This window comes from Thiocapsa rosea, from assembly GCF_003634315.1.
In the GTDB taxonomy this organism is placed as follows: domain Bacteria; phylum Pseudomonadota; class Gammaproteobacteria; order Chromatiales; family Chromatiaceae; genus Thiocapsa; species Thiocapsa rosea.
In genome coordinates this window covers 3405428-3428264 of record NZ_RBXL01000001.1, presented here as the reverse complement: position 1 = coordinate 3428264, position 22837 = coordinate 3405428, and the positions used below count along the sequence as shown (strand labels likewise).

The 22837-nt window shown below is 64.2% G+C and carries 20 protein-coding genes; 8 read left to right on the top strand and 12 right to left on the bottom strand.

Annotation, left to right across the window (positions count from 1 at the left end; translation table 11 throughout):
- Positions 1 to 83 precede the first annotated feature (83 nt).
- Positions 84 to 320 carry an AbrB/MazE/SpoVT family DNA-binding domain-containing protein gene (locus BDD21_RS15430; protein WP_093190999.1) on the top strand — a complete coding sequence of 79 codons (237 nt, stop codon included), beginning with the start codon at positions 84 to 86 and terminating at the stop codon, positions 318 to 320.
- Positions 314 to 640, top strand: a complete 327-nt coding sequence (locus BDD21_RS15425) for a type II toxin-antitoxin system PemK/MazF family toxin (RefSeq protein WP_120797892.1) — start codon at positions 314 to 316, stop codon at positions 638 to 640. Before BDD21_RS15430 ends, BDD21_RS15425 begins: the two co-directional genes overlap by 7 nt.
- 428 nt (positions 641 to 1068) lie before the next feature.
- Here the strand turns inward: BDD21_RS15425 and gdhA are convergent, their stop codons facing one another.
- The 5 genes from gdhA to BDD21_RS15405 form a co-directional block, all read right to left on the bottom strand.
- Complete coding sequence (gdhA, locus tag BDD21_RS15420) at positions 1069 to 2418, bottom strand: NADP-specific glutamate dehydrogenase (protein ID WP_120797891.1); 1350 nt, start codon at positions 2416 to 2418, stop codon at positions 1069 to 1071.
- Between the two features lie 281 nt (positions 2419 to 2699).
- Positions 2700 to 3029, bottom strand: coding sequence for a helix-turn-helix domain-containing protein (locus BDD21_RS15415; protein ID WP_093190989.1), 330 nt, complete (start codon positions 3027 to 3029; stop codon positions 2700 to 2702).
- Complete coding sequence (locus BDD21_RS15410; protein ID WP_120799956.1) at positions 3013 to 3270, bottom strand: type II toxin-antitoxin system RelE family toxin; 258 nt, start codon at positions 3268 to 3270, stop codon at positions 3013 to 3015. Before BDD21_RS15410 ends, BDD21_RS15415 begins: the two co-directional genes overlap by 17 nt.
- Before the next feature lie 42 nt (positions 3271 to 3312).
- The gene (locus BDD21_RS29060) at positions 3313 to 3447 is read right to left on the bottom strand and encodes a hypothetical protein (protein ID WP_281269160.1); all 135 of its coding nucleotides are present in this window, start codon (positions 3445 to 3447) and stop codon (positions 3313 to 3315) included.
- Positions 3448 to 3560: 113 nt separating this feature from the next.
- Positions 3561 to 6176, bottom strand: coding sequence for an Eco57I restriction-modification methylase domain-containing protein (locus tag BDD21_RS15405; RefSeq protein ID WP_245969634.1), 2616 nt, complete (start codon positions 6174 to 6176; stop codon positions 3561 to 3563).
- A gap of 187 nt (positions 6177 to 6363) precedes the next feature.
- Here BDD21_RS15405 and BDD21_RS15400 point away from each other — a divergent pair, with 187 nt between their 5' ends.
- Positions 6364 to 6615 carry a type II toxin-antitoxin system Phd/YefM family antitoxin gene (locus BDD21_RS15400; RefSeq protein WP_120797890.1) on the top strand — a complete coding sequence of 84 codons (252 nt, stop codon included), beginning with the start codon at positions 6364 to 6366 and terminating at the stop codon, positions 6613 to 6615.
- Positions 6612 to 6866: a Txe/YoeB family addiction module toxin gene (locus BDD21_RS15395; RefSeq protein ID WP_120797889.1), complete on the top strand. Its 255-nt coding sequence runs from the start codon at positions 6612 to 6614 to the stop codon at positions 6864 to 6866. Before BDD21_RS15400 ends, BDD21_RS15395 begins: the two co-directional genes overlap by 4 nt.
- Before the next feature lie 343 nt (positions 6867 to 7209).
- Here BDD21_RS15395 and BDD21_RS28315 read toward each other — a convergent pair whose 3' ends face one another.
- From BDD21_RS28315 to ltrA, 3 genes are all read right to left on the bottom strand, one after another.
- Positions 7210 to 7542: a group II intron maturase-specific domain-containing protein gene (locus BDD21_RS28315; protein WP_211335074.1), complete on the bottom strand. Its 333-nt coding sequence runs from the start codon at positions 7540 to 7542 to the stop codon at positions 7210 to 7212.
- A 55-nt stretch (positions 7543 to 7597) separates the two neighbouring features.
- Positions 7598 to 8521 carry a reverse transcriptase domain-containing protein gene (locus tag BDD21_RS15390; protein WP_211335073.1) on the bottom strand — a complete coding sequence of 308 codons (924 nt, stop codon included), beginning with the start codon at positions 8519 to 8521 and terminating at the stop codon, positions 7598 to 7600.
- A 563-nt stretch (positions 8522 to 9084) separates the two neighbouring features.
- A complete protein-coding gene (gene ltrA / locus BDD21_RS15385; RefSeq protein WP_120797888.1) occupies positions 9085 to 10305 on the bottom strand; it encodes a group II intron reverse transcriptase/maturase in 1221 nt (406 codons plus the stop codon).
- Between the two features lie 214 nt (positions 10306 to 10519).
- On the opposite strand from ltrA, the gene BDD21_RS15380 reads away from it, so the two are divergent.
- Complete coding sequence (locus BDD21_RS15380; protein ID WP_120796815.1) at positions 10520 to 12376, top strand: IS1634 family transposase; 1857 nt, start codon at positions 10520 to 10522, stop codon at positions 12374 to 12376.
- An 813-nt stretch (positions 12377 to 13189) separates the two neighbouring features.
- Positions 13190 to 13723: an REP-associated tyrosine transposase gene (locus BDD21_RS15375; RefSeq protein WP_120797887.1), complete on the top strand. Its 534-nt coding sequence runs from the start codon at positions 13190 to 13192 to the stop codon at positions 13721 to 13723.
- A 141-nt stretch (positions 13724 to 13864) separates the two neighbouring features.
- Here BDD21_RS15375 and BDD21_RS15370 read toward each other — a convergent pair whose 3' ends face one another.
- On the bottom strand, positions 13865 to 15184 hold the full coding sequence (locus BDD21_RS15370; protein WP_120797886.1) for a metallopeptidase TldD-related protein: 1320 nt from the start codon (positions 15182 to 15184) through the stop codon (positions 13865 to 13867).
- Positions 15181 to 16623: a TldD/PmbA family protein gene (locus BDD21_RS15365; protein ID WP_120797885.1), complete on the bottom strand. Its 1443-nt coding sequence runs from the start codon at positions 16621 to 16623 to the stop codon at positions 15181 to 15183. Before BDD21_RS15365 ends, BDD21_RS15370 begins: the two co-directional genes overlap by 4 nt.
- Before the next feature lie 428 nt (positions 16624 to 17051).
- On the opposite strand from BDD21_RS15365, the gene BDD21_RS15360 reads away from it, so the two are divergent.
- The gene (locus BDD21_RS15360; protein ID WP_211335072.1) at positions 17052 to 19337 is read left to right on the top strand and encodes a response regulator; all 2286 of its coding nucleotides are present in this window, start codon (positions 17052 to 17054) and stop codon (positions 19335 to 19337) included.
- Between the two features lie 130 nt (positions 19338 to 19467).
- Here the strand turns inward: BDD21_RS15360 and BDD21_RS15355 are convergent, their stop codons facing one another.
- Positions 19468 to 19929: a tetratricopeptide repeat protein gene (locus tag BDD21_RS15355; RefSeq protein WP_120797883.1), complete on the bottom strand. Its 462-nt coding sequence runs from the start codon at positions 19927 to 19929 to the stop codon at positions 19468 to 19470.
- A gap of 171 nt (positions 19930 to 20100) precedes the next feature.
- Positions 20101 to 21621 (bottom strand): multiheme c-type cytochrome, encoded by a 1521-nt coding sequence (locus tag BDD21_RS15350; protein ID WP_120797882.1) that lies wholly within the window; start codon positions 21619 to 21621, stop codon positions 20101 to 20103.
- 483 nt (positions 21622 to 22104) lie between these two features.
- Here BDD21_RS15350 and BDD21_RS15345 point away from each other — a divergent pair, with 483 nt between their 5' ends.
- A complete protein-coding gene (locus BDD21_RS15345) occupies positions 22105 to 22719 on the top strand; it encodes a hypothetical protein (protein ID WP_147431102.1) in 615 nt (204 codons plus the stop codon).
- Positions 22720 to 22837: the final 118 nt, after the last annotated feature.

Sequence of the window (22837 nt, the reverse complement as noted above, 5' to 3'; positions counted from 1 at the left end):
GAGCTCGGCGGAACGGTCTTGCCTCTTGATCATGGCGACCGATTGAGATGTACTCACCAAGTTATTACATCCAGGATCAGATCATGCGAACCACATTGAGAAAGATCGGGAATTCCCGGGGCGTGCTGATCCCTGCGGCACTCTTGGCCGAGTGCGGCATCCGGGACGAGATCGAGCTGCGACTTGAAGGGACTCGGATCGTCATCGAGCCCGTCAGCCAGACTCGCGCGGGCTGGTTCGACGGCTATCGACCCGAAAACGATCCGGACGCCTGGGATGGACTGCCGCCCGACTCCGATAGCGGAGATTGGGAATGGTGAGGAACGCCGAAGGCATCAGGCGGGGCGACGTCTATTGGGTCAATCTCGATCCCACCCTCGGGACGGAGATCAAGAAGACGCGGCCGGCCTTGGTCGTCTCGCCGGACGACATGAATGCCGCACTGCCTCGGGTCATCGTCGCCCCCATCACCTCGAAAGGTCAGCCACTTGGATGCCGGCCGGAGCTCCTGTTCAACGGCCGACCCGCGCGCATCCTGCTCGACCAGATTCGATGCGTGGACAAGCGTCGGCTCGCCGGAAAGCTGGGTGAAATCGATGTTGCAGAGTGGCACGAGATCTTGATTCGAATGCTGGAGTGATCGACCGTCGTCATCACCGGCCGATGCCCCCGGCGGGGCATGACTCCCGAGCCAACGACCGGACAGGTTCACCGACATCATCGAGACCGACGAGATCTTCGGCCCGCGGTTGGCCCGAGCGCCCGCGTTCAAAACGGCCTTGATCGTTGGACCAGCCGGTAGGACAAGCGACAGCGCAGTCCACCAGCGCCGGAGCGGGGTTCGGTGGACTGCGCTGTCGCTTGTCCACCCTACGGCGCTGAACCGCGTCCAGAGCGAGATGCTTATTTTCGAGTGAGCTCGACGTCTCGTGCTTCCACGGCCCTTAGCGGGGACGCGGTTTAAAATGATATATTTTCCGATATCTTAAACCGAGCCAACTCCACCGGCCGTCAAGTCTTCCGCGGCCGATCCCATCCAAAAACATCGCATACCGCTCCGGGCGAGGTTTAAACCAACCCCAACGCCGCCATCGCGTGGCCGACCTTCAGGAAGCCGGCGATGTTCGCACCGACCACATAGTTGCCCTTCGAGTCGAACTCCTCGCTGGTCTCGTAGCAGTTGCGATGGATGTTCACCATGATCTCTTTAAGCCGCTGCTCGGTGTGCTCGAAGCTCCAGGAGTCGCGGCTGGCGTTCTGCTGCATCTCCAAGGCGCTCGTGGCCACGCCGCCGGCGTTGGCCGCCTTGCCGGGTCCGAAGGCGACGCCGGCGTCCATGAGGACATGGATTCCCTCGGGTGTGGTCGGCATGTTGGCGCCTTCGGCGACCGCGATACAGCCGTTCTTGACCAACATCTGGGCATCCTTCGCGGTCAGCTCGTTCTGGGTTGCACAGGGCAGCGCCACCTCGCAGGGGACGTTCCAGATACAGCCGTCCTCGAGATAGGTCGCGCCGGTCTTCTCCTGCACGTAGGCACTGAGACGACGACGCTCGACCTCCTTGATCTGCTTGAGCAGGGCCAGATCGATCCCGTCTCGGTCGACCACGACGCCGTTGGAGTCCGAGCAGGCAATGACCCTTGCGCCAAGCGCTTGCGCCTTCTCGATCGCATAGATGGCGACGTTCCCCGAGCCCGAGACGATGCAGGTCTTGCCCTCGATCGAGTCACCGCGGACCTTGAGCATCTCCTCCAAGAAGAAGATGGCGCCATAGCCCGTCGCCTCGGTGCGCGCACGGCTGCCCCCCCAGGCGAGGCCCTTACCGGTCAAAACGCCGGACTCGTAGCGGTTGGTGATGCGCTTGTACTGGCCGAACAGATAGCCGATCTCGCGCCCGCCGACACCGATATCGCCCGCCGGAACGTCGGTGTGCTCGCCAATGTGGCGGTACAGCTCGGTCATGAGGCTTTGGCAGAAGCGCATGATCTCGGCGTCGGACTTACCCTTGGGGTCGAAGTCGCTGCCGCCCTTGCCACCGCCGATCGGCAGACCGGTGAGCGCGTTCTTGAAGATCTGCTCGAAGCCGAGGAACTTGATGATCCCCAGATAGACCGAGGGGTGGAACCGCATGCCGCCCTTGTAGGGGCCGAGCGCGCTGTTGAACTCGACCCGGAAGGCGCGGTTGATCTGGATCTGACCGCGGTCGTCCTGCCAGGGCACGCGGAAGATGATCTGACGCTCCGGCTCGCAGATGCGCTGGATGATCTTCTGATCCGCCAGTTCCGGATACTTGACCAGCACCGGGCCGAGGGTCTCGAGCACCTCGCGCACCGCCTGGTGGAACTCGGTCTCGCCCGGATTGCGGCGCAAGACATCCTGAAAGATCGGCTCCAGCTTCTCGTCGAGGCCTGCAACCATGGTGAATACCTCCAAAACCGCTCCAGCAGGCCGATCGACCGTCAGGCGGTTTACATCAGTGATGGGGATCCCGGATCGGAGACACCCTTGAGTTGGGGCTGCGACACCAAAGCATCCGTGAAGACCGGCTCGGCCGGTCAAATGCGCCACAGGCAGGCCGCGAGCAAGGCGCGGCAATCCCCGGGCGGCCCGCAATCATGCCTGAATCGGTGCGGCCGGCGCTAGAGTTGCGGGCCGCCAAGTGGAGGTCACCTCGGACAGGACGCGTCCGCGCCCATTGCCTATGTCATCTGCTCGACGGTGATCCCGAGCGCTGCGGCGAGCTTGGCCTTGGTTGCCTTACGGGCCTTGTGAGCGCCGGATTCGATTTGCGAGAGGGCTGCTTGCGTCATACCGGCACGCGCGGCAACGTCGGCTTGCGTAAGGCCAAGGTACTCGCGCCAGGCGCGAGCCGGGGTCATCTCATCACGAATGATGTAACCCACGACCTCGTTTGGAATCAGCTCATGTGCGCGCGCATAGTGCCGCACATACTCGTCATAGGGCAGAACGACAAAGGCCGGTTGCCCGTCAGGCCCTTTGATGATCTGCAAGTCAGTAGGTGCGTTCATTGCGTTTCTTGACCTCCTCGATCAGGACGATACGGACGGCGCCGTCGAACTCAAAAAAAACACGATAGTCGCCGATGCGAAGTCGGTACGGATAGACGTGATTGGTGAGCTTTTTGACGTTGACACAATCCGGAAACGTCGCGAGTAACTGCACCTCGGCGAAGATCCGCTGACGGGCGGACTTATCCTTGATCTTACGCAGTTGTCGGGCTGCCTTGCAGGTCCATTGGATTGTGTTCATGTCCATAAAATAAGAAATATATAAGATTTCCGCAAGCGTCCTTTAGTCGCCCGGCATGCGCGGCGGTGCGGTGCGCCGGATGAGCGCGATCTCGTCGTCGCTCAGGCGATAAGCCTGATTCACCAGGTCGGAGAGACGGCGTTCGAGGGCGCGGATCTCGGCGGCACGCTGCTGCATGGGGCTCGCATAGCGGACGTGGGTGTCGGTCAGCTCGCCGATCGCGGCGGGCGTCAGACGGGGCGCGCCCTTGGGGCGACGCTTGCGGACCTCGGCGGCGAAGGCGTCGCCGGTCAGTCGGGCGAAGTCTTCGAGCTGTTGGCCCGGTTTCTCGACGGCGAATTCGTGGCGCAGCCAGTTGAGCAGCTCGCGGGTTTGGTTGCGGGCTTGATGATCTCGGCGCAGGCGGGATCCGCGCCGATCAGATCCGCGCGGGTCGCCTCGTCGATCAGGAACGCCTCGTTGAACCCGGTCTTGATGCCGTACATCGGCTTGCAACCGACAAAATCGGCCAGCGGCACACCACGCTCGCGTAGCCGTTCCATCAGGGTCTCGACCTCCGGTGACTCCAGGCTCCAAGGGCCGGCACCGTAACGGCTCCAGGGCACCGGATAGGCGTGCTCGTGGAAATAGTGCTGCAGCGACAGCTCGGTGGAGCGGTCACGCGGGACCGGGCAGACGCTCACCATCGGCGGCTCGGGCGGGTCCGCTGCGGTCGGCGGCGCGACGTCCGCGCTGTCGTGCGCCCCGTTATCCGCACAGTTGTCTGATGCCGCGGATCGCGGCCGAACGACGATGATGCAGGGGAAGGTGTCGGCGTCCTCGAAGATGGGTGCATGGCCGAAGTCCAGGATCTCCTCCAGCACAGCGCGCTCGCTGAAGAGTCGGCGCAGCGGCTCGCCGTAACCGGCACGCAGCCATTTGTTGGTGACGATGTAGCTGAGCGTGCCACGGGGCGCGAGCAGCTCCAGACCGCGCTCGTAGAAATAGACATAGAGATCGGCGACGCCGTGATAGCTGGCATAGCGTCGGGCGAGATAGGGTTTAAGCGGACCCAGAGCCTCCTGGCGCACATAGGGCGGGTTGCCGATGACGACATCGAAGCCGCCCTGCGCGAAGACCGCCGGGAAGGCAGCGCGCCAATCGAAGGCACGGCGATCGGGCGGAAGCGCGGCGAAGGCATCGACGAGCGCCTGATCGGCCGGGGTGCCAGCCGGGGCGTCGGGCGGCTCGACGAGCGAGTTGCCGCAGCGGATGTTGGCGTCGAGATTGTTGAGCGGCTTGTCGCGTCGGGCGGTCTTGAGCCAGAGACTCAGCTTGGTGATCTCGACCGACTCGGGGTTGAGGTCGACCCCGAACAGGTTGTCCTGCAGGATCTGGCGGTCGAGATCGAACAGGCCGAGCTGTCCGGGCGCGCCCGTCAGCTCGGCGATCGTGCGGTTGACCCGCTCGTACTCGCCGATCAGATACTCGAAGGCGGCGACCAGGAAGGCACCCGATCCACACGCCGGATCCAGCACCTTGATGCGCCGCAGGACCTCGAGATGATCCACCCAGATCTTCAGACGGGTCTCGTTGGACAGGGGTCCGGGCTTGCCGGTGCGATGGCGGGCCTCGATCTGCGCATGATGCTCGGCCAGCCAACCGCCGATGGTGCGCGCGACCATGAAGCGGGTGATGAGATCCGGGGTGTAGAAGATGCCGTCGCGCTTGCGTCGCGAGCGCTGCCGGTCGTCGGCCTCGCCGCGAATCTCGGCGCGGATGGATTCCAGGTCGGTGATCGACTGCTCGAAGATGTGGCCCAGGATGTTGACATTCAGATCGGTCTCGAAGTCGTAGTCCGAAAGCGCACGGATGCCGTCGAGCGCGGCATCGGCCACCACCAGGGCATCGAGCGCGGCGTCCTTGTCGAAGAGACCGCCGTTGTAGGCGTTGATCTGCATCGCCGGCAGGCCCTTATCCATGGCATCGAAGAGACCGCAGAGCTGCTGCCAGCGCGAGACGCTGACAAAACCTTCGGTCTTGACGGTCAAGGCGCTGTTCAGCACCTTGGCCGGCAGCAGTCCGATATCCTCGCAAAAGCAGATGAAGAGACAACGGTCCAGCAGCTTTTGGGCCTGCTCCAGAAGCTGCACGGCATGTGACTCGGCCGACTCGGACAGAGGCGCCGGGTTGTCGGCGCGAAGCCGATAGAAGAGATCGAGCCGCAGATCCCGATAGAAGACATAGAAGGCTTTGGTGATCCGCTCCTCGGCCACGTGCGTGTGGCTGGCCAGACGTTCGACCGGACTCGGTGCGGCGGGATCGGCGCCGAGCAGGGTCTCGCGACCGAGCAGGAAAAGGAAGACGTCGAGCCGCTCGGGATCGACCAGATCGGCAAACCAGAAGCGCTGGCAGTAACCCTGCCCGCGATCGGTGCGATACAGACGCAGCTCGATAAAATTGCAGACAATGACCCAGCGGCAGCCGTCCACCTTGGCGGCATAGCCGAACGCCTGCTCCACCGGCGTGAGCTTGCCGTAGCCCGCGCCCTGCTTGGTGTCCAGATCCGCGCCGGGTGCCTTCAGCTCCAAGACCGCGCGGGTGAGATCCACGGCGGACCCGAACCAGCCGAGGCGTGCGTCCGGCGGTCGATAGCCCTTCACCGTCTTGGAGCTGGTCTCGGGCTCCATGTGATGCGTGCCGTCGGAGCCGACGAGCTGGCGAAAGCCGAGCAGGCGGTCCATCACCTCGCTCAGGAATTGGCCTTGCAGGGGTTTTTCCTTTTGGCCAAGCAGGGTGCCGTTCGCGGCACCGGTGGCCCAGCCCAAGGCGATTGCTCTCCGGGTTTCATCCAACGTCGGCGGCAGCTCGCGCAGTGCGTCGGCCAGTAAACGGCGGTTGAACAGGGGTTTCAGATAATCGGGCATGCCTTCGTCCCTTTTGGGCAGCGCAGCGGGGCGCCGGTTGGTCCGGTCGCTATTAGAACACTGGAACCGCGCCGGCCGGCGCTCTTCCGAGTCGGTAAGGTCGGCGCTAGCCTTACAGCCTGCGTCGTCGTTGCATCATATGGCCTCTCGCCGTACAGTTATCTGTACAGTAGAGAGAGGCAATCCGATGAATACCATGACCTATACCGAGATCCGACGCAGGCTGGCCGAGACGATGGAACGGGTCTGCGACGACCACGCACCGATCATTGTCACCCGGAAAAACTCTCGCTCGGTGGTCATGATGTCGTTGGAAGACTTCGAGGCCCTCGAGGAAACCGCTTACCTCTTACGCAGCCCGACCAATGCACGCCGCCTCTTGGAATCGATTGCGGAGCTCGAAGCCGGCGGCGGAACCGAGCGAGCGCTCGTGGAATGAGGCTCATCTTCTCCGAGCGCGCATGGGAAGACTATCTCTACTGGCAGGGTGCCGATCGCAAGATGCTCATTCGGATCAACAGGCTCATCGGCGACATCCAGCGTGCGCCCTTCGATGGCTTGGGCAAACCCGAGCCGCTCAAGCACGGTTTGGCCGGCTATTGGTCACGACGCATCAACGACGAGCACCGTCTCGTCTACAAGGTCGAGGAAAACGCCCTCCTCCTGGCACAGCTGCGTTACCACTACTGACTCCTGCGTGTCAACGCATGGTCGATCTGCGTAGCACGTGGCGCGGAGCGCCAAGGGATGCGTGACACCGCGGAGCGGTGTCACGAGAATAAGAGTAAGAACCGGCGGCATGAGATCACCTCGGCCGTCAGCACCGTAGCTATAGGGTAGGGAAGGCTCACGCCTCCCCTCCCTCCGGTAGGGTCGAGAACTGGCGCGCCGAGGTTAGGGTCCGGTGGATCCTCCAGCGCTTTCGCGCTGGCCCTCAGTCCGGCTCCCATGATCACGTTTCCAGCCCCCGCCACGTCAAACCCGGCGTGCCGTTTTCCGGCACCGGGCTTTCCTGCCGACTTCACATCCAGGGTTATGAGACCGCTTGCACTGGGAGCGCTTTCGGCTTACGCAGCCCGATTCGGTACCCGTCGTAGAGCCCGAGCACCTCGTATAGCCACGTCCTACTCCACCTCTTCCAGCCAAAGCCCTGACGCTGCCGCGCGCGCATCAGATGGCGCCGAATCTTCTTCTCCACCCAATCTTGGACATACCCGAAACAGCGACTGGAGTGCCCCACCCGAAAGTAGCCTACCCACCCCCTGAGGATCGGATTGATCAAGGCGATCACCCGATCGATCGGCTGCGAGCGGTAGCGGCGGAACACGTCCTTGAGGCGTTGTAGGATCGCGGTACGCGCCTTCATCCGTGGCGTGTAACGCGCGCCCCAGACCCCGCGCCGAGTCTTGGCCCGGCGGAAGTCAAAGCCCAGGGAAGCTGAATGCCCCTCCCCGGCTCAGGTCCAGCCGTCGTGTCTTGTCTTGATTGAGTTGCACATCGAGCTTGGCCAACTCCTCGACCAAGCGTCGCCAGGCCGCGTCCTTGAGCCAGTTCCACCGGCGATACCCATCGACCAAGATCACCAGGTCATCGGCATAACGGGCATACTCGATATAGGTATAGCGTCCGTTGCGGGTGACCTCCTTGGCCCGCTCCAGCATCCGGTCGACCTCGTTGAGGTAGAGGTTACTGAGCAGGGGTGAGATCACACCGCCTTGCGGAACGCCCCGCTTGCCACTGGCCTTGAGGATACGCTTGAGCAAGCCCAAGACCTGATCATCGCGGACCCGCTCCGCCACCTTCCCCAAGAGGAGATCGTGACGAACCGTGTCGAAGTAAGACGCCAGGTCCACATCAATCACATAGGTCTTGTTGCTCACAATGGCCTCGGCCACGCGCTGCACGGCTTGATGCGCCGTGCGCTTGGGTCGGTATCCATAGCTTCCATCCTGGAAGTCAGCCTCGAAGATCGGCTCCAGAATCAGCTTGAGCGCCCCCTGGACCACGCGATCGCGAATGCAGGGAATCCCCAGGACGCGCATGCGCCCGTCTCCCTTGGGAATCTCCCGGCGGCGATTCGGTTGCGGTCGGTAGGTTCCGATGACCAGCTCATCCCGGATGCCTTTCAGAAACGCCTCCACGCCAGCCGCCTCGATGGCCGCGAACGTCACCCCGTCACTGCCGGGGGCACCGTTGTTCGCTTTCGCCATCGCATAGGCCGCGTGCAGGGTCTCCTCTTTGCACACGTGGACGTAGAGTCCCCAGAAGCGCCAGGCCGGTTCAGCCTTCGCCTTGATGTAGATCCTCTTCCTCAGGTCTTGCAGATCGATGGGCGTCGTTGTCATCTCGCCCCTGCCTCCCATCTTGTTCAAGGATTGCCAACAGTAGGGCGCCTTCGCTCCACGGACATTACCCCGCTTCAGCGCTACTACGCGCCCATCCGCCACCCGCTCGCCTTCGGTCCACTTCCCGGTGTCGCCGGTTATAAGACCTACCTTGCTCCGGGGATTTCGCCCCGGGGCGAGACGGGCTTCTCCAGTTGCTTAGCGTGCCCTTGCCACCATGCCGTCGCTACTCACCCCGCCGAAGTGGTCGGATCGTCTCGGTCAGATTTCGACCCGCCATGCTGCCTTCGCCCCACGGTTGCAGGCTCGGCCTTCGGAGCTACGCATTGTCGAGGCCATCATTGCGTTCACTGTTGTTACGGCCTGGTGACTCGCCACCTCCCCAAGGAAGGTGCTGTCGATCGGCTTCAGAGTCTTGGTCTCCCGCCACCCTGCGATCCAAGCTACGGGGCTCCTGACTGTTACCCCGGCAGGACTGTCTCCTGCTGAACACGCCAGCCTTCGCTGGACACACAACCGTACGTGCGGTTCTCCCGCATACGGCTCTCCGGTCGAGCGTTTCCTCATCGGGATCGGCACGCTACGGCATGGGCTTCGGTCAGGGTGAAAAGCCCAAGCTTCGCGAAGTAGGCATTTGGCCAACGTCGATGCGTTAGGGGGCTTAGGCCCCATCCCTGCTTGTGGTGGCGGCGCAATAACAGGGCGCGTAGGCGGCGGCGGACAAACTTGTCCACGTCGGGAAACTCGGTGCGGTAGGCGTGCTTGAAATATTCGTACCAGCCTCGCAGCGTGAGGTTCAATTCCTCCACGATCTGCGCCATGCTCCCGCTGCGCGAGCGACGGGTTTTGGCCCGCACGGCCTCGCGCAGTGCCTTGCGACTCTTCTTGCGCACCCAACGGCGCCCCGCCTCGAACCGGTAGCCCAGGAATTCAAACCCCTGCCCCGGTTCACGGCAATCGCCGATGTGGGTCTTCTCGGGGTGGAGCGTCAGCCCGTTGGCTTGGGTCCACGCCCGGACCGCTTCCAATGCGGCTTGCGCCTCGTCCCGGTCCCGACAGAGGATGACGAAGTCGTCGGCGTATCGAACCATCTTCCAACCCCGCTCGGTGATCATCCGATCCAGGGGGTGCAGGTAGAGGTTGGCCAGCAGCGGACTGAGCACCGCACCTTGGGGGGTGCCCGCCGTGGGGGTCCAACACTCCAGGCCGTCCATGACCGCTTGCTCCAAGAAGCGCCCGATCAGGTTCAGTACGCGACCATCGCTGATCCGTTCGGCCACCCGTTCCAGCAGTGGCTGATGCGGGATGCTGTCGTAGTAGCTCGCCAGGTCGGCATCCACCACTGTGGTGTAGCCTTCGCGCAGGAACTCATCGACCTGCCGCAGCGCGTCCTTGCATCCTCGTTGCGGTCTGAAGCCATAATTCACGGGCAGGAAATCCTTTTCAAAGATCGGTTCCATGACCAGCTTCAGCGCCGCTTGCACGATGCGATCTTTGATCACGGGGATTCCCAGCGGGCGGCGTTTGCCGTCACCCTTGGGGATGTAGACCCGTCGCACCGCATCGGGCCGGTAGCGTCCCGCGGCGAGGTCATCATGCAGTTCCGCCAGGTAGCGATCCGCCTGCGCCTCGAAGTGCTCAATCCGCATCCGATCCACACCCGCCGCGCCGTGATTCGCCCGCACCCGTTCCCAGGCCAGGCGCAGCGTTGTCGGGGCATGAACCTTATCCATCAGACTGTACCATCGCCCTCCCTTCACCCCGTTCTCCAGGGCTGCCAACATTCGGTCCGTCCACACCGATGCTTCCACCCACTGCCAAGAGCGGGTGTCTGTCTCACGTTTAGCCCATCTTTAACACGGTCGGGGCCGATTTCGTGCCCGCAGGCGATCTATACCATTGATTCATATGTACACGGCCGCACAAATCTGAAAAGTAGTGCCATATTATTTCGGCCTGCCCCTAGGCGCCCGGCAGCGCATGGGCTAGCGTACGGGCATGTACATCCGTCGCACCCACACCCGCAACAGCGCCACCGGCGAGCGCTACCACACTCACCGGTTGGTGCGCTCCACGCGGGTCGGCGGCAAGGTCCGGCAGATCACGCTGCTGAACCTGGGGCGCCATTTCGCGGTGCCGCCGGCCGAGTGGCCGACGCTGTGCGTGCGCCTGGAGGAGTTGCTCGGCGGGCAGGGCGTGCTGCTGAAGGTCGAGATCTCGGCGGAATTGGAGCGCACGGCGCAACGCCTGGGCGCCCAACTGTTGGCGCGGCAGCCGGTCACGACCCCCGCGCCGTCCCCGACACCCGAAGCGCCGACACCGGACGCGGCGCCGACTCCGGCGGCACCGCCCGAGCTCGACACCATCGAGGTGGACTCGCTGATCTTCAGCCGTCCGCGCTCGGTCGGGGTGGAGTCGGTGGGGCTGTGGGCGATGGCGCAGCTGGAGTTCGCCACCCTGCTGGAGACCTTGGGCCTGAACGCGCCCGATCGCACGGCGATCCTCGGGGCGATCATCGCCCGGATGGCCGCGCCGGGCTCCGAGCGGGCCACCCGGCGCTGGTTGGTCGAGACCAGCGGGTTGGGCGAACTGCTGGACGTCGACTTCGAGGCCATGAACCTGATGCGCTTCTACCGCGCTTCCGATGCCCTGCTGCGCCACCGCGCCACCATCGAGAAGACGCTGTTCGCCCGGGTCAGTGAATTCTTCGGGCTGGATTGGACGGTCACGCTCTACGATCTGACCAACACCTTCTTCGAAGGCGAAGCGGCGGCCAATCCACGGGCCAAGCACGGCCATTCCAAGGAGAAACGCAGCGACTGCCCGCTGGTGACCCTGGGATTGGTACTCGACAGCAGCGGCTTTGTGCGCCGCTCCGAGGTCTTCGACGGCAACGTGGTCGAGGGCACGACCTTGGAGGGCATGCTCGCCGGGTTGGGCGCCCCCGCCGGCGCCCTGGTGGTGATGGATCGCGGCATCGCCACCGAGGAGAACGTGGTGTGGCTGCGCGCGCAGGGGTATCGCTATCTGGTGGTGAGCCGGGAGCGGCAGCGCCAATTCGATGCGGACGCGGCGATCTCGATCCAGACCGCCGGCGGGGATCCCGTCGCCGTGCAGCGTGTCCTCGACGCCGAGGGCGAGGAGGTTCGCCTCTACTGCTATTCCGAGCGCCGGGCGCACAAGGAAGAAGGCATCGCCGAGCGGTTTTGCACGCGCTTCGAGGCGGCCCTGCAGGCCCTGCACGAGGGACTGGCCCGCCCGCGCACCACCAAGCGCATCACCAAGCTGTGGGAGCGCATCGGGCGGTTGAAGGAGAAGAGTCACGGCGTCGGGCAGCACTACAGCATCACCGTCGAGCCGGATGCCGGCGGGGTCAACGCCCAAGCCATCCGCTGGGAGCGCCGGCCGGTCGACGGCACCTTGGTCACGCACCCCGGGGTCTATTGCCTGCGCACCAACGAGCTGACGTGGGATTCGGAGCAGCTGTGGCGGACCTACGTCATGCTCACCGACCTGGAGGCGGTGTTCCGCTCCTTAAAATCGGAGCTGGGTCTGCGCCCGGTCTATCACCGGACGGCGGAGCGCGCCGAGGGACACCTGTTCATCACCGTGCTCGCCTACCAGTTCGTCCAGATCATCCGGCGGCGCCTGCAGGCGCACGGCATCACCGACCGGTGGTCCACCCTGCGCGCGATCCTCGCCGGTCAATGCCGGGTGACCGCCACCTTCCGCCGTCCCGACGGGCGTGCCCTGCATGTGCGCAAGGCCACCCAGCCCGAACCGGCGCAGCTGGCGATCATCCGGGCACTCGGCAGCGACCCCGTCCCGGGAGGTGTGCACAAAATGATTGTCTGAACCCTCATCCCGAAGAATGGCATGTTTGTAGTGCCACTCGCCCACTTCGTTTGGCGTAAGCCAATGAAAGACAAGGGCGCTTTGGATGGGGTGTTAAACTTAGGTTAGTCGTTGCCGACACTGCCGAAACTGCTCTGTTTTGCTGCATCGCTCTGGTCATTCCAGATCGCTCTTCCTATCCCCCTTCCCTCGACGCGGCTTTGCTTTCCGCGCTTTTCCGTACCCGGTCTCAACGGTAGGCAGGGTCTGCGCCCCGGTGTCTCGAGGATCGGCCGTTTCCAGCCGATGGCCCTGGTTGTCCGAGCGTACGTGCGGTACTACGAGGACTCTGACTCCTGCCCCCGGTCACCTCCGCGGGCAGGTCTCCCTGCTTCTCTCGTTTCACCTTCCGACCATTCCATCCCCAAACATACCCGGTGGTCCACTCATCGCTTTGGGCGCCATGTCAGCGTGAGCGGTGCGTTTCAGGCTTCGCCATGTCACGGCAGGCTCGCCACCACCGAACACCGAAACGGGTTCGTCATCCTACGGACTGGTCGTTCGCCTCCGGTTGCTCCCCACCCCGCCTCGCGGCGACGCAGTAACCTTCGGCTACGGGGTTATGGCTTGCCCCGATACGGACTTTCACCGTACTGTTGAAACGCCTCTGCAGGCGTACCGTGACACCGCTCCGCGGTGTCACGCCTCTACTGGCGCTCCGCGCCACGTGCAGAGGAGACGATCGGAGGCTGAAACGCCGGGAGTCAAGATGCAGTTCACAACGAAGCAAACATTCGAGTAGAGTACACGAAACGATATATCCACGGAGCGCCAATGGCTCGGACACGCTACCGTTTCGCCTCGCAGGAGCACCCACATTTCTTGACGTGTACCGTCGTCGAATGGCTGCCCATTTTCACTCGACCCGAAACCGCGCAAGTGGTGTTCGACTCTTGGTCATACCTGCAGGAGCATGCTGCGCTTCGCATCTACGGCTTCGTCGTGCTGGAAAACCACCTGCATGCGGTGGCGCAGGCACCAAACCTGCCGGATGTCTGGAAGCGCTTCAAATCCTACTCGGCCCGGAACCTCATCGATCTGCTCAAGGAGCAGGGCGCAAGACGGCTGTTGGATCGCATGGGGTTCACGTTCAAGGCGAGACGCAGCGATCGCTCGTATCAGCTCCGGCAAGAGGGATCGCATCCGGAATGCATCGAGGGGGATGTCATGTTGAGACAGAAGCTGGAGTACATCCACAACAATCCGGTGAAGAGGGGTTTTGTGGTTGATCCGGAGCATTGGCGCTGGTCGAGCGCGCGCTGCTATGCCGGGCGCGCGGGGTTGGTCGAGGTCTTCAGGGATTGGTGATCCGTTCTCGGACGGGGCGCGGAGCGCTAGTAGATGCGTGACACCGCGGAGCGGTGTCACGAGTTAAATCAGGAACGCCTATGTGAAAGGGTTCTTGAGACGACGCCCTGCCGACGGTTGCGGACGTCGGGAGCCGCCATCTCACAGTGTCAAATCGATCCCCGACACCAGCACACCGGGCAGCAGCGCGCTGTCGGTCGAGCGCCCGTCGTAGGTCTCGGCGGAGAGGAGCAGCTCGCGCTCGCGCGTCAGTTCCTCTAGACGATCGCCGAGCAGATGGTAGAGGCTGTCGTCGAAGCGCATGACCTTGACCGGGGCAACGATCTCGCCGGCCTCGACCCAATAGGTGCCGAAGCGGGTCATGCCGGTGACGCGGCAGTCGTTGGGATCGGACCAGTTGCAGTACCAGAGATTGCCGATCCACAGACCGGTGTCGAGTTGGCCCAACACCTCGGAGACATCCAGCGTTCCCGCATCCAGACCGAGCGATCCGGGTGCGTCGCTCGCGGCGTTGACCGGTTCGCCGTATTCCTTGCCCGAGCGCGCATCGACCAGGCATCCGGCAAAGCGCCCCCCTTCTACCAGCGCGACACGCGGCGGTGTCGGAAAGCCTTCGGGGGTGAACCGGGGTGCAAGACCGCGGTCGTGCTCTTCGTGGATCCCGACGCGCGGGTCGAAGCTGCGCTCTCCGCGCGCCATCTTGAGCAGCGGGGTCTGATGGGTGCGGTGGCTCTTCAGATCGAACCCGCCCCAGGCGAGCATGCCCATCAGCTCGCCGACGGCGCTCGGCGCCAGATAGGCCCGGTAGCGTTCCGGCTCCAGGATGCGCGCCGGGCGGGACATGATGTGCAGCCCCTCGCGCATCGTCTCGAGCTTGCCGCGCAAGATCGCCGGATCCCAGTCAAATCCGCTGTAGGCGGATTTGACTGCTTTGTCGGCCTCCAGATAACAGCTCCAATCGAGGTTGAAGCTGGTACTCGCATGCCAGTGGCGGTGCCCGATCGAGCTTGCGAGCCCCTCGGCGATCTCGCCGCTCGCCCAGATCCCGACCAGGTCCATCTCGTCGGCGGACGCGATCAGCTCGCCGATCGCCTCGGCGGCGACCGGGAGTCGTGCGTCGCCGCAATGGTCGCTCTCGGACGCCTCGGTTGAGTAACTGAGGTAGGGATCGTCCGGGACGTGCGCCAAACGCTCGCGCAGCCGGGCGAGCAGACGCCGCGCGCGGGACCGATCCTCGGTTGGATCGCCGCTCAAATCGCAGCCGCCCTCGACCTGTCGAACGCCCTCGATCAGGGTCAAGTCCAAGGCGGTCGCCCCGACATGACCGGCCTGACGCACCCGGTTGCGGTTGAGTCGCACGAAGTCGGACGACTCGTTGGAGAGGTTGGAAAAGAGGATCTCCGCGCCGTGCAGCTCGGCGTTCAGATGATCGGCCAAGGCGAAAAAGGCATCGGCGTTCATTCGCCACCTCCGAACACGGCAACGTCGCGAAACAGACAGGGCGGCGTGGCATGGCCGACGTAGACCGATTGGTTCGGCTCGCCCTTGCCGCAGTTGCACACCCCGCGGATCTCGAGGCTTTCCGGCCCGCCGACGCCGTCGAGGCTGCGCCAGAAGCTCGCGGAGATGCCGCGATAGCCGGGGTTGCGCACCAACCCCTTGAGTTCGCCGTCCTCGATCAGCCGACCCAGCTCGCAGCCGAACTGGAACTTGTTGCGACTGTCGTCGATCGACCAGGAGCGGTTGGTGTCCATCAGCACACCCCGCTCCACCTGCGCGATCAGATCGGCCAGACTGCCCTCGCCGGGCTCCAGGTTGATGTTGCCCATGCGATCGATCGGCGGGCGATCCCAACTGCTGGCACGCGTGTTGGCCGTACCCGGCAGACCGGCGCGCGCTTGGGACAAGGATCCGCCGAGCGGACGCTCCAGGATGCCCCGTCGAATCAGGTATTCACGCGCGGCGGGCGCGCCCTCGTCGTCGGCGACCCCCGAGACCAGCTCCATCGGCACCGTTGGATCGAAGGTGACGTTCAAAAGCTCCGAGCCGTAGCGGTAGCGCCCGAACATACCGGGGGTGACGAAGCTGGTGCCGGCATAGTTGCGCTCGTCGCCCAAGATGCGGTCGAGCTCCAACGGATGGCCGATGCTCTCGTGGATCTGCAGCACCATCTGGCTCGGCAGCAGAACGAGATCGCGGGTGTCTTGCGGACATTCCGGGGCATCCAGAAGGGCGAGCGCCTCCTCGGCCACGCGCGGGGCGTCCTCGAGCAGACGCACGGCGACGATCCGTTCCAGACCACCCTGCTGCGAGCCGTCCGAGCCGCCGCCATGCCTGCGCTGAGTCTGGCTCCCTTCATTCGCGACCGCGACCAGACCCGGATGCACATAGTCCAGAACCTGCGAGACACGCCCCCCGTCGCTCGTGATCAGGAGCTGCGCCACCCGGCGGCGCGCCAACCAAGCCGACCAGTCGACGATCCGCTCGTCGATCGCCAAGGCGTCGTTGGCGGTTTGCAGGATGTCGAGCTTCTCGCCGATCGGCAGCGTCGACCAGGGCTCCTCGATCGGCGTGCGATAGTCCGCACGGGTGCTGCTGCGCGGATAGATGCCCGCCTCGAAGAGTCCGAGCCGGGCATGGACCTGCGCCCAGCCGGCAGCGCGTTCGGCCGCGGCGCGCAGGCCGGCGGCGCTGAGATCGCTGGTTGCGCCGTAACCGATGCCGCCGTCTTTGACGAGGGTCACCATGGCGCCCGCGATCGATGTCAGTCGACTCGGCTCGACAACGCCCTGACGCACCTCCAAATGATCGTGCTCCTCGGCAACTAGACGCAGCGTCCAGTAGTCGCAGGCCGGAGCCGTGCTCAAGAACAGATCGGCGACGTCGAAAAGGTGATCCATAGGGAGATCCTGCCGTAATGAATCGAATCGGATCACTCTCGTCCAGCCGCGCTCCCGCTGTCAACCGTGTGCCGAGTCCGACTCGCGACACGAACGCTGCCGGCGATCGAGCGCCTGCCCCCGCCGCGGTCGCCCCGGCAGGATGGCCGTTGCCCGATCCGATAGTGTTACCATCTGCAGGGCAGCGTACGCGAGACGCCGGGATGCGACACGAGGCATGGGGTCCGCTCCATCCGCGAGAAGCAGGGAATGCCCCATCGGGCGGAGCACGAGGTTCGCGATTATCTCCCCGAGCAACCGAGCCCGCCGAGCGGTTTCCCCATTCAATTGTCCTGTCGAGAATGATGACTCAGCTGAATCGTCGGCGACCCACTCGCGCCTCCATCGGCCCGCCGCGCGCCGCGCAGCACAACCGCTTGGATCGCTTCATGCTCCCGGGTCTCGGTCTTATCGGTGCCGGAACACTGGCAGCTGTCGGCGCACTGCTGTGGGATCTCCGCGCACAGGCGAGCGCGCTCGGGGCGGATCCGGGACTCTGGGCGGAATTCGCGCGAACGGACCTGCCGCAGCAGACCACGCTCGTGATCGCGACAGTGGCCGTCTCCGCTGTGGTGTCGATCCTCTGGTCCTTTCTGACGACCCGCATGACCGGGCGCGAGATCGCCTTCCTGACGGAAAGCCGCGAGCGCAATCGGGCCATCATCGACAAGATGGCCGACGGCGCCGTCCACATCGACGCCGCAGGCCGATTGGTCGCGATGAACCGCGCAGCGGAGCGGATGTTCGGCTACACCTCGGAGGAGATTCGCGGCAAATCCATGTCGATCCTCTTCGCGGAGCCTTATTGCAGCGAGTACCGGGAGCGGATCGGCGACGCACGAACCCTCGGCAAGACGGATGCGCTGACCGAGATCCGAGAGCTCGAAGGGATGCGCAAAGACGCCACCGGGTTTCCGCTCTACATCGCGATGAGCCGAGTGGATATCGGCAGCAGCCGCGTGTTCACGGCGGTGGTGCGGGATCTCACCGCGACCCGTCGACAGATGGACGCGCTGGCCCGCGCGCGCGACGAGGCGATGTCCGCGGACCGGGCCAAAAGCGAATTCCTGGCGATGATGAGCCATGAAATCCGCACCCCGATGAACGGCGTCTTGGGCATGCTCGAGCTGCTGCGCGACAGTCAGCTCTCCCGCCAGCAGCAGGATTTCATCAACACCGCGGAGAAATCGGGCAGTCTGCTGCTGACGGTCATCAACGACATCCTGGATTTCTCCAAGATCGAGGCCGGCAAGCTCGACCTTCAGGAGATCGAGCTGGATCTGCGCAACATCGTCGAAGAGGTCACCGGGCTGGTCGCATCGGGCGTGCGCGAGCGCCCGATCGAGGTCGCGAGCTTCGTGCACCGGGACGTGCCCCGAGTCCTCACGGGCGACCCTTACCGCATCCGCCAAATCCTGATGAACCTCATGGGCAACGCCGTGAAGTTCACTGCCTGCGGCGAGGTCGTGGTGCGCGTCAGCCTGGATCACCCGACACCGGATGGCTGGCTCGTGCGATTCGAGGTGACGGACACCGGGATCGGGATCGATCCGCAGACACTCGAGACCCTCTTTCGTCCCTTTACACAAGCCGACGCCTCGACGACTCGGCGCTTCGGCGGTACCGGCCTTGGACTGGTGATCTCCAAACGGCTCGCCGGCCTGATGGGCGGTGAGATCGGCGTGGAGAGTACGTCCGGTGTCGGCTCGACCTTCTGGTTCACCTTGAAACTGAAGGCCGCGACGCAGGCACCGGATTGCGAGGAGAGCGATCTGTGCGGCATACGCACGCTGATCGTCGACGACAATGCCACCAACCGCCTGATCCTGGAAAGCCATCTCGCGCGCTGGGGTGCGCGCACCGAGTGCGCGGAAGACGGTGTGCAGGCATTGAAGGCATTGCAGCGCGGGCTCGAGCAGGATCGGCCGTTCGATCTGGCGATTCTGGACATGCAGATGCCGGGCATGGACGGGATCGAGCTTGCCCATCGCATCAAGGGCGACGATGCGCTCGGCGCGACCCGGCTGATCATGCTCAGCTCCCTCGGTTATCCGGGACCCGAGGCGCGTCGGGTCGGGATCGAGGTGACCCTGCTCAAACCGGTCCGCGAGATCCTGCTGCACGATGCCGCCGCCAAGGTCCTGGGGATGGCCCGACCGGATGCCGGCATCGTGCCGGCCCCCCCGAAGCGCCCCACCCGGCGATTCGACGCACGGGTTCTGGTTGCCGAGGACAATGCCGTCAATCAGAAGGTGGTCACCATGATGTTGCGCCGCTTCGGTATCGAGCCCGGCATCGCACCCGATGGTCAGGCGGCGATCGAGGCCGTTGCGCAAGAGCGGTTCGATCTGATCCTCATGGATATTCAGATGCCGAAGCTGAGCGGGCACGAGGCGACGCGCGACATTCGTGCAGCCGAGCAGGCTCGCGGCAACGGCGAGCATGTCCCCATCGTCGCCATGACCGCCGGTGTCTCCGAGCGCGATCGCGAGGACTGCTCCGCCGCCGGGATGGACGACTTCATCTCCAAGCCCGCACAGATCGCCGAGCTCGAGGCCGTTCTGCTGCGCTGGCTGCCGGGTCACGTGATCGGACCGATCGGCCACCCGCCGGCGGAAGGAGTGGCTGCGCAAGGGATTGATCCGCATCCCGCATCACATCGGCGACTTCGCTGATTCGTGGCGGTCGGGTGGTCGAGCGCAGCGCGCTCGATCGGGTTCGGCGCAGGGCGCGGTGGACGCCGTTCTCGCTCGTCCATCCGACCCACCGGTCCGAGGATCACGGCCGAATACGGGCGTCGACAGGTCAGTGCTTCGGATGTGGCTCGCCGGCGGATGCATCCGTCCGGGCAGACGCCCTGTCGATGTAGGCCAACAGCGGCTCCGCCTCCTTGCGCTTGTCGGGATCGATCCGGATCGCCTCGTCCAGAGAGGCGCGGGCGAGGTCGTAACGCGCGCTGTGCAGATAGGCGACAGACATCCCGACGAAGGCGTTGGCGCTGCTCGGGTCCAATCTCACCGTCTCGCGAAACTGCTCGATGGCACTGGAATAGTTCTGCGTCATCAGGAGCGCCCCGCCGAGACGCAGCCGGGCCAAGGCGGAGCCCTGATCGAGCGCGACCGCCTCGCGCAGGACGGTGACGGCGGCATCGAGCTCGCCGGCCTGGAGCTTGGCCTCGCCGTCTCGGATCAAAGCATCCGCATCGGCGGCGAGTGCCGCCGATGCGGTCAGCAATAGGGCAAAGAGGACGATCGGAATCGTGCGCATGGTGGGCTCTCGAATGCTGGGCGCTCCGGGTACCGGGGAGCAAAGGGTTGGGCCTGGAAGGGGTTTGGATGATCCCTGATCGAAGATGGGCACGGCGTCGCCTGCAAGTGTAGGGGCGAATTCATTCGCCCCTACATCCCCTGCAGTCCCTAAGGCCGAGCGCTCGGCGCCTTACTTCAAAGAGCCCTCCCCGTAGCGCGCCTCGAAGCCCTTGCGCACCACATCGAGCTGATCCTTGCTCATGCCGTTGAAGTACCAGTCATGTCCCTCGATGGGCTTGAAGTATTCCTCCAGCAGAGCGACGGCGAACTCCTCGTTGCCGTCCTTCTTGGCCACCACCTCTTTAAGCTCCGGGATCCACTTGAAGTAGGTGTGCTGGGCGACCTCGTACATGCCGTGCCACCAGGTGTAGTCCGGTCCGCTCATGGATGCTCCGTGGCGCGCCCGACGACCCTCGTGGTGCCAAATCTCCCACCAGGTCCACTCGATCTTCTCGTCGAAGGGGGCCGGCGTGATGTACCCGGCTTCTTTGAGTCGATCCATAACGGCCGAGATCGGTATCGCGAACTTGTCGTTGTAGAGGTCGACCACGTCGTCGAACTGCTTGTAGTGACCCGTGATTACACTCTCGGCATGACAGCCGAAGCAGACCTTTTCCATCTTGGCGCGCCGGTCCTTCCAGGTCAGTACCTCGATCACCGTCGAGCCCTTGGCCTCGTCGCCGACCGCGGGGATCGCTTGCCCCTCGGGCACGTCGAACTCCTGTCCGTTCTCCAGTTTGACCAAGTTGATCTTGGTCGAGATCGGCGGACGGAGAGTCCAGGAGATACGCTCGCCGACGTTGTGGGTCGGCCCGATCCCGGGGCCGGCGCTCATGTGGCAGGTCGCGCAGGTGGGCGCGGCAGAATAGTCCACACCTGCGACCCATTTGCGCGAGTCGAGATTCATCTCGTTGACCTTGGCGCGGTAGATGATGCCGTGCTTGGATTCGTTGTAGACCTCGATCTGCGGATGATCCGGTCCGACATGGCATTTGCCGCAGGTATCGGGCGTGCGCGCTTGGGCCCGCGAGAAACGATGCCGACCGTGACAGGCCGTGCAGGAGCCGAGACTGCCGTCGGGATTGATCCGGCCGATGCCCGTATTGGGCCAGGTCCCGGGAGTCGGGCGACCCTTGTTTTTGCCTTCGGTGTAGAACTCCAACTCGCCGCCGTGACACTGCTTGCAGCCGGCGTTGACCGCGGCGGGTCCGCCGATGACCTCGCCGAGCAGATTGTCGAGCGAGCCCAGGATCTGACCGGCCTTCGCGTGATGGGAGCCGTCCATCTCCTCGAACTCGGTCTGATGACAGGTCGAGCAGTTCTTCGGTGTCACCACGATGGAGATGAACTCGCCCTCGTGCTTGAAGGCATCGATCGCGCCCTCTTCACGCTGATGACAGTCGAGACAATGCACGCCGGCCTGACCGTGCGCGCTGTGGTTCCATTCCCAGTAGAGACCGGGGTTCTCGGTCATATGACAATCCACGCACTCCTCGCCGCGTGGATCGCCCCAGTCGACACCGGCCTGTCCGGTTGGACGTGCGGCATCAACCGTCGTTGCAAGGGCGAGAAACCCAATGGCGAGACCCAATCGGGCGAGATCGACCCGATCGAGGCCCGCGGGACTCGATCCGCGAGGATGTTGCTTCATAGTGCACTCCGGGTTCTTTGTTATGGATTCCGTCCCTGGACCAGTCGGCGAGGTCTCGCATCGAGGACGCCCGCCTGATCGACCGACACGCCGAAAACCACTCGCGCCAATCGGACTCGGCAATCATCCCTATCGCCCCGGACGATGCCGAGGGGATCTCCGGGCGGCCTTGATGCAAGTCAAATTTCACGGGCGGTTGATGGATGATTGATCTTGATCAATGCCCCTGCATCCGATCGGATATTGGCCCGGCGGAAATTGTATATACCGAGCCTACATGGGTTTTTCGACGAAGAGGAAAGGACAGGAATCGGCCGATCGGCCTTGATCTGCATCAAGGCGGAGGCCCGCGGCCTCGGCCAAGGTGCCGCGAAAACGACAATGACCGACGGGGTAGCACCGACATCCGGTGCGCGACCGCGGCCGATCGATTCCAAGTCGGATCTGTTCAGCCGAGCGATCAAACAGATCGGGGGGAACCGCATGACTCGAGCACATCCAAGCCCCGCCACGCGGCATCTTGTCCTGATCGGCCCGGCCGGCACGATCGGCCTGGCCGGATTGCTCGGACTGATGCTGCTCGGACTCGCGCCGGCAGCACCGCCATCGACCGAGCCGGTCGTCCAAGCCGACGCCGATCCGACGACCGGAGCGTCGCGCCTTCAAGCGCTCGAGCAGCGAGTCGATGAGCTGACGCGTCGTCTGCAGCAGCTCGAATCCGGAGCGAGCTCAGGAGGCTCCGCCTCTGCGCCCTCCAAGGCCGGCGACATTCATTGGAGCTTCGATGCCGCGCTGAGTCGGGATCCGTTCAACGTCAAGCATCAGAGCTTCGATCGAGGATCCGGGCGATTCGATGTTCTGCTCAAGGTCGTCGCTCCGATCCCGAACCCGACCCCCTGGCAGGTTCCGTCCGGCGCACCTGTGCCCGTGGTCGCCCGGATCGGGCTCGCAGACGGGACCGCAAGCGAGAGCCTCGTCTTTCACCTGGCCCGCGGCCCGCGGCTCGAGCCGGGAGCCATCCTTCACATCGAGGCCCAAGTCCCGCCCGATCAGGCCGCCGCCATCAGCGGCCTGTCCGTCGGCATACGCCGGGAGTGACCTGAAACGCAGCACCCGAGAAGACCTGCGTCGGCGGATGTCCGGGCGGAGTCCGGCACGCGATCGAGGGCCGGACGGGCGCGCCTGTGCTACCGTTCGTCTCATCGCTCCGACTCCC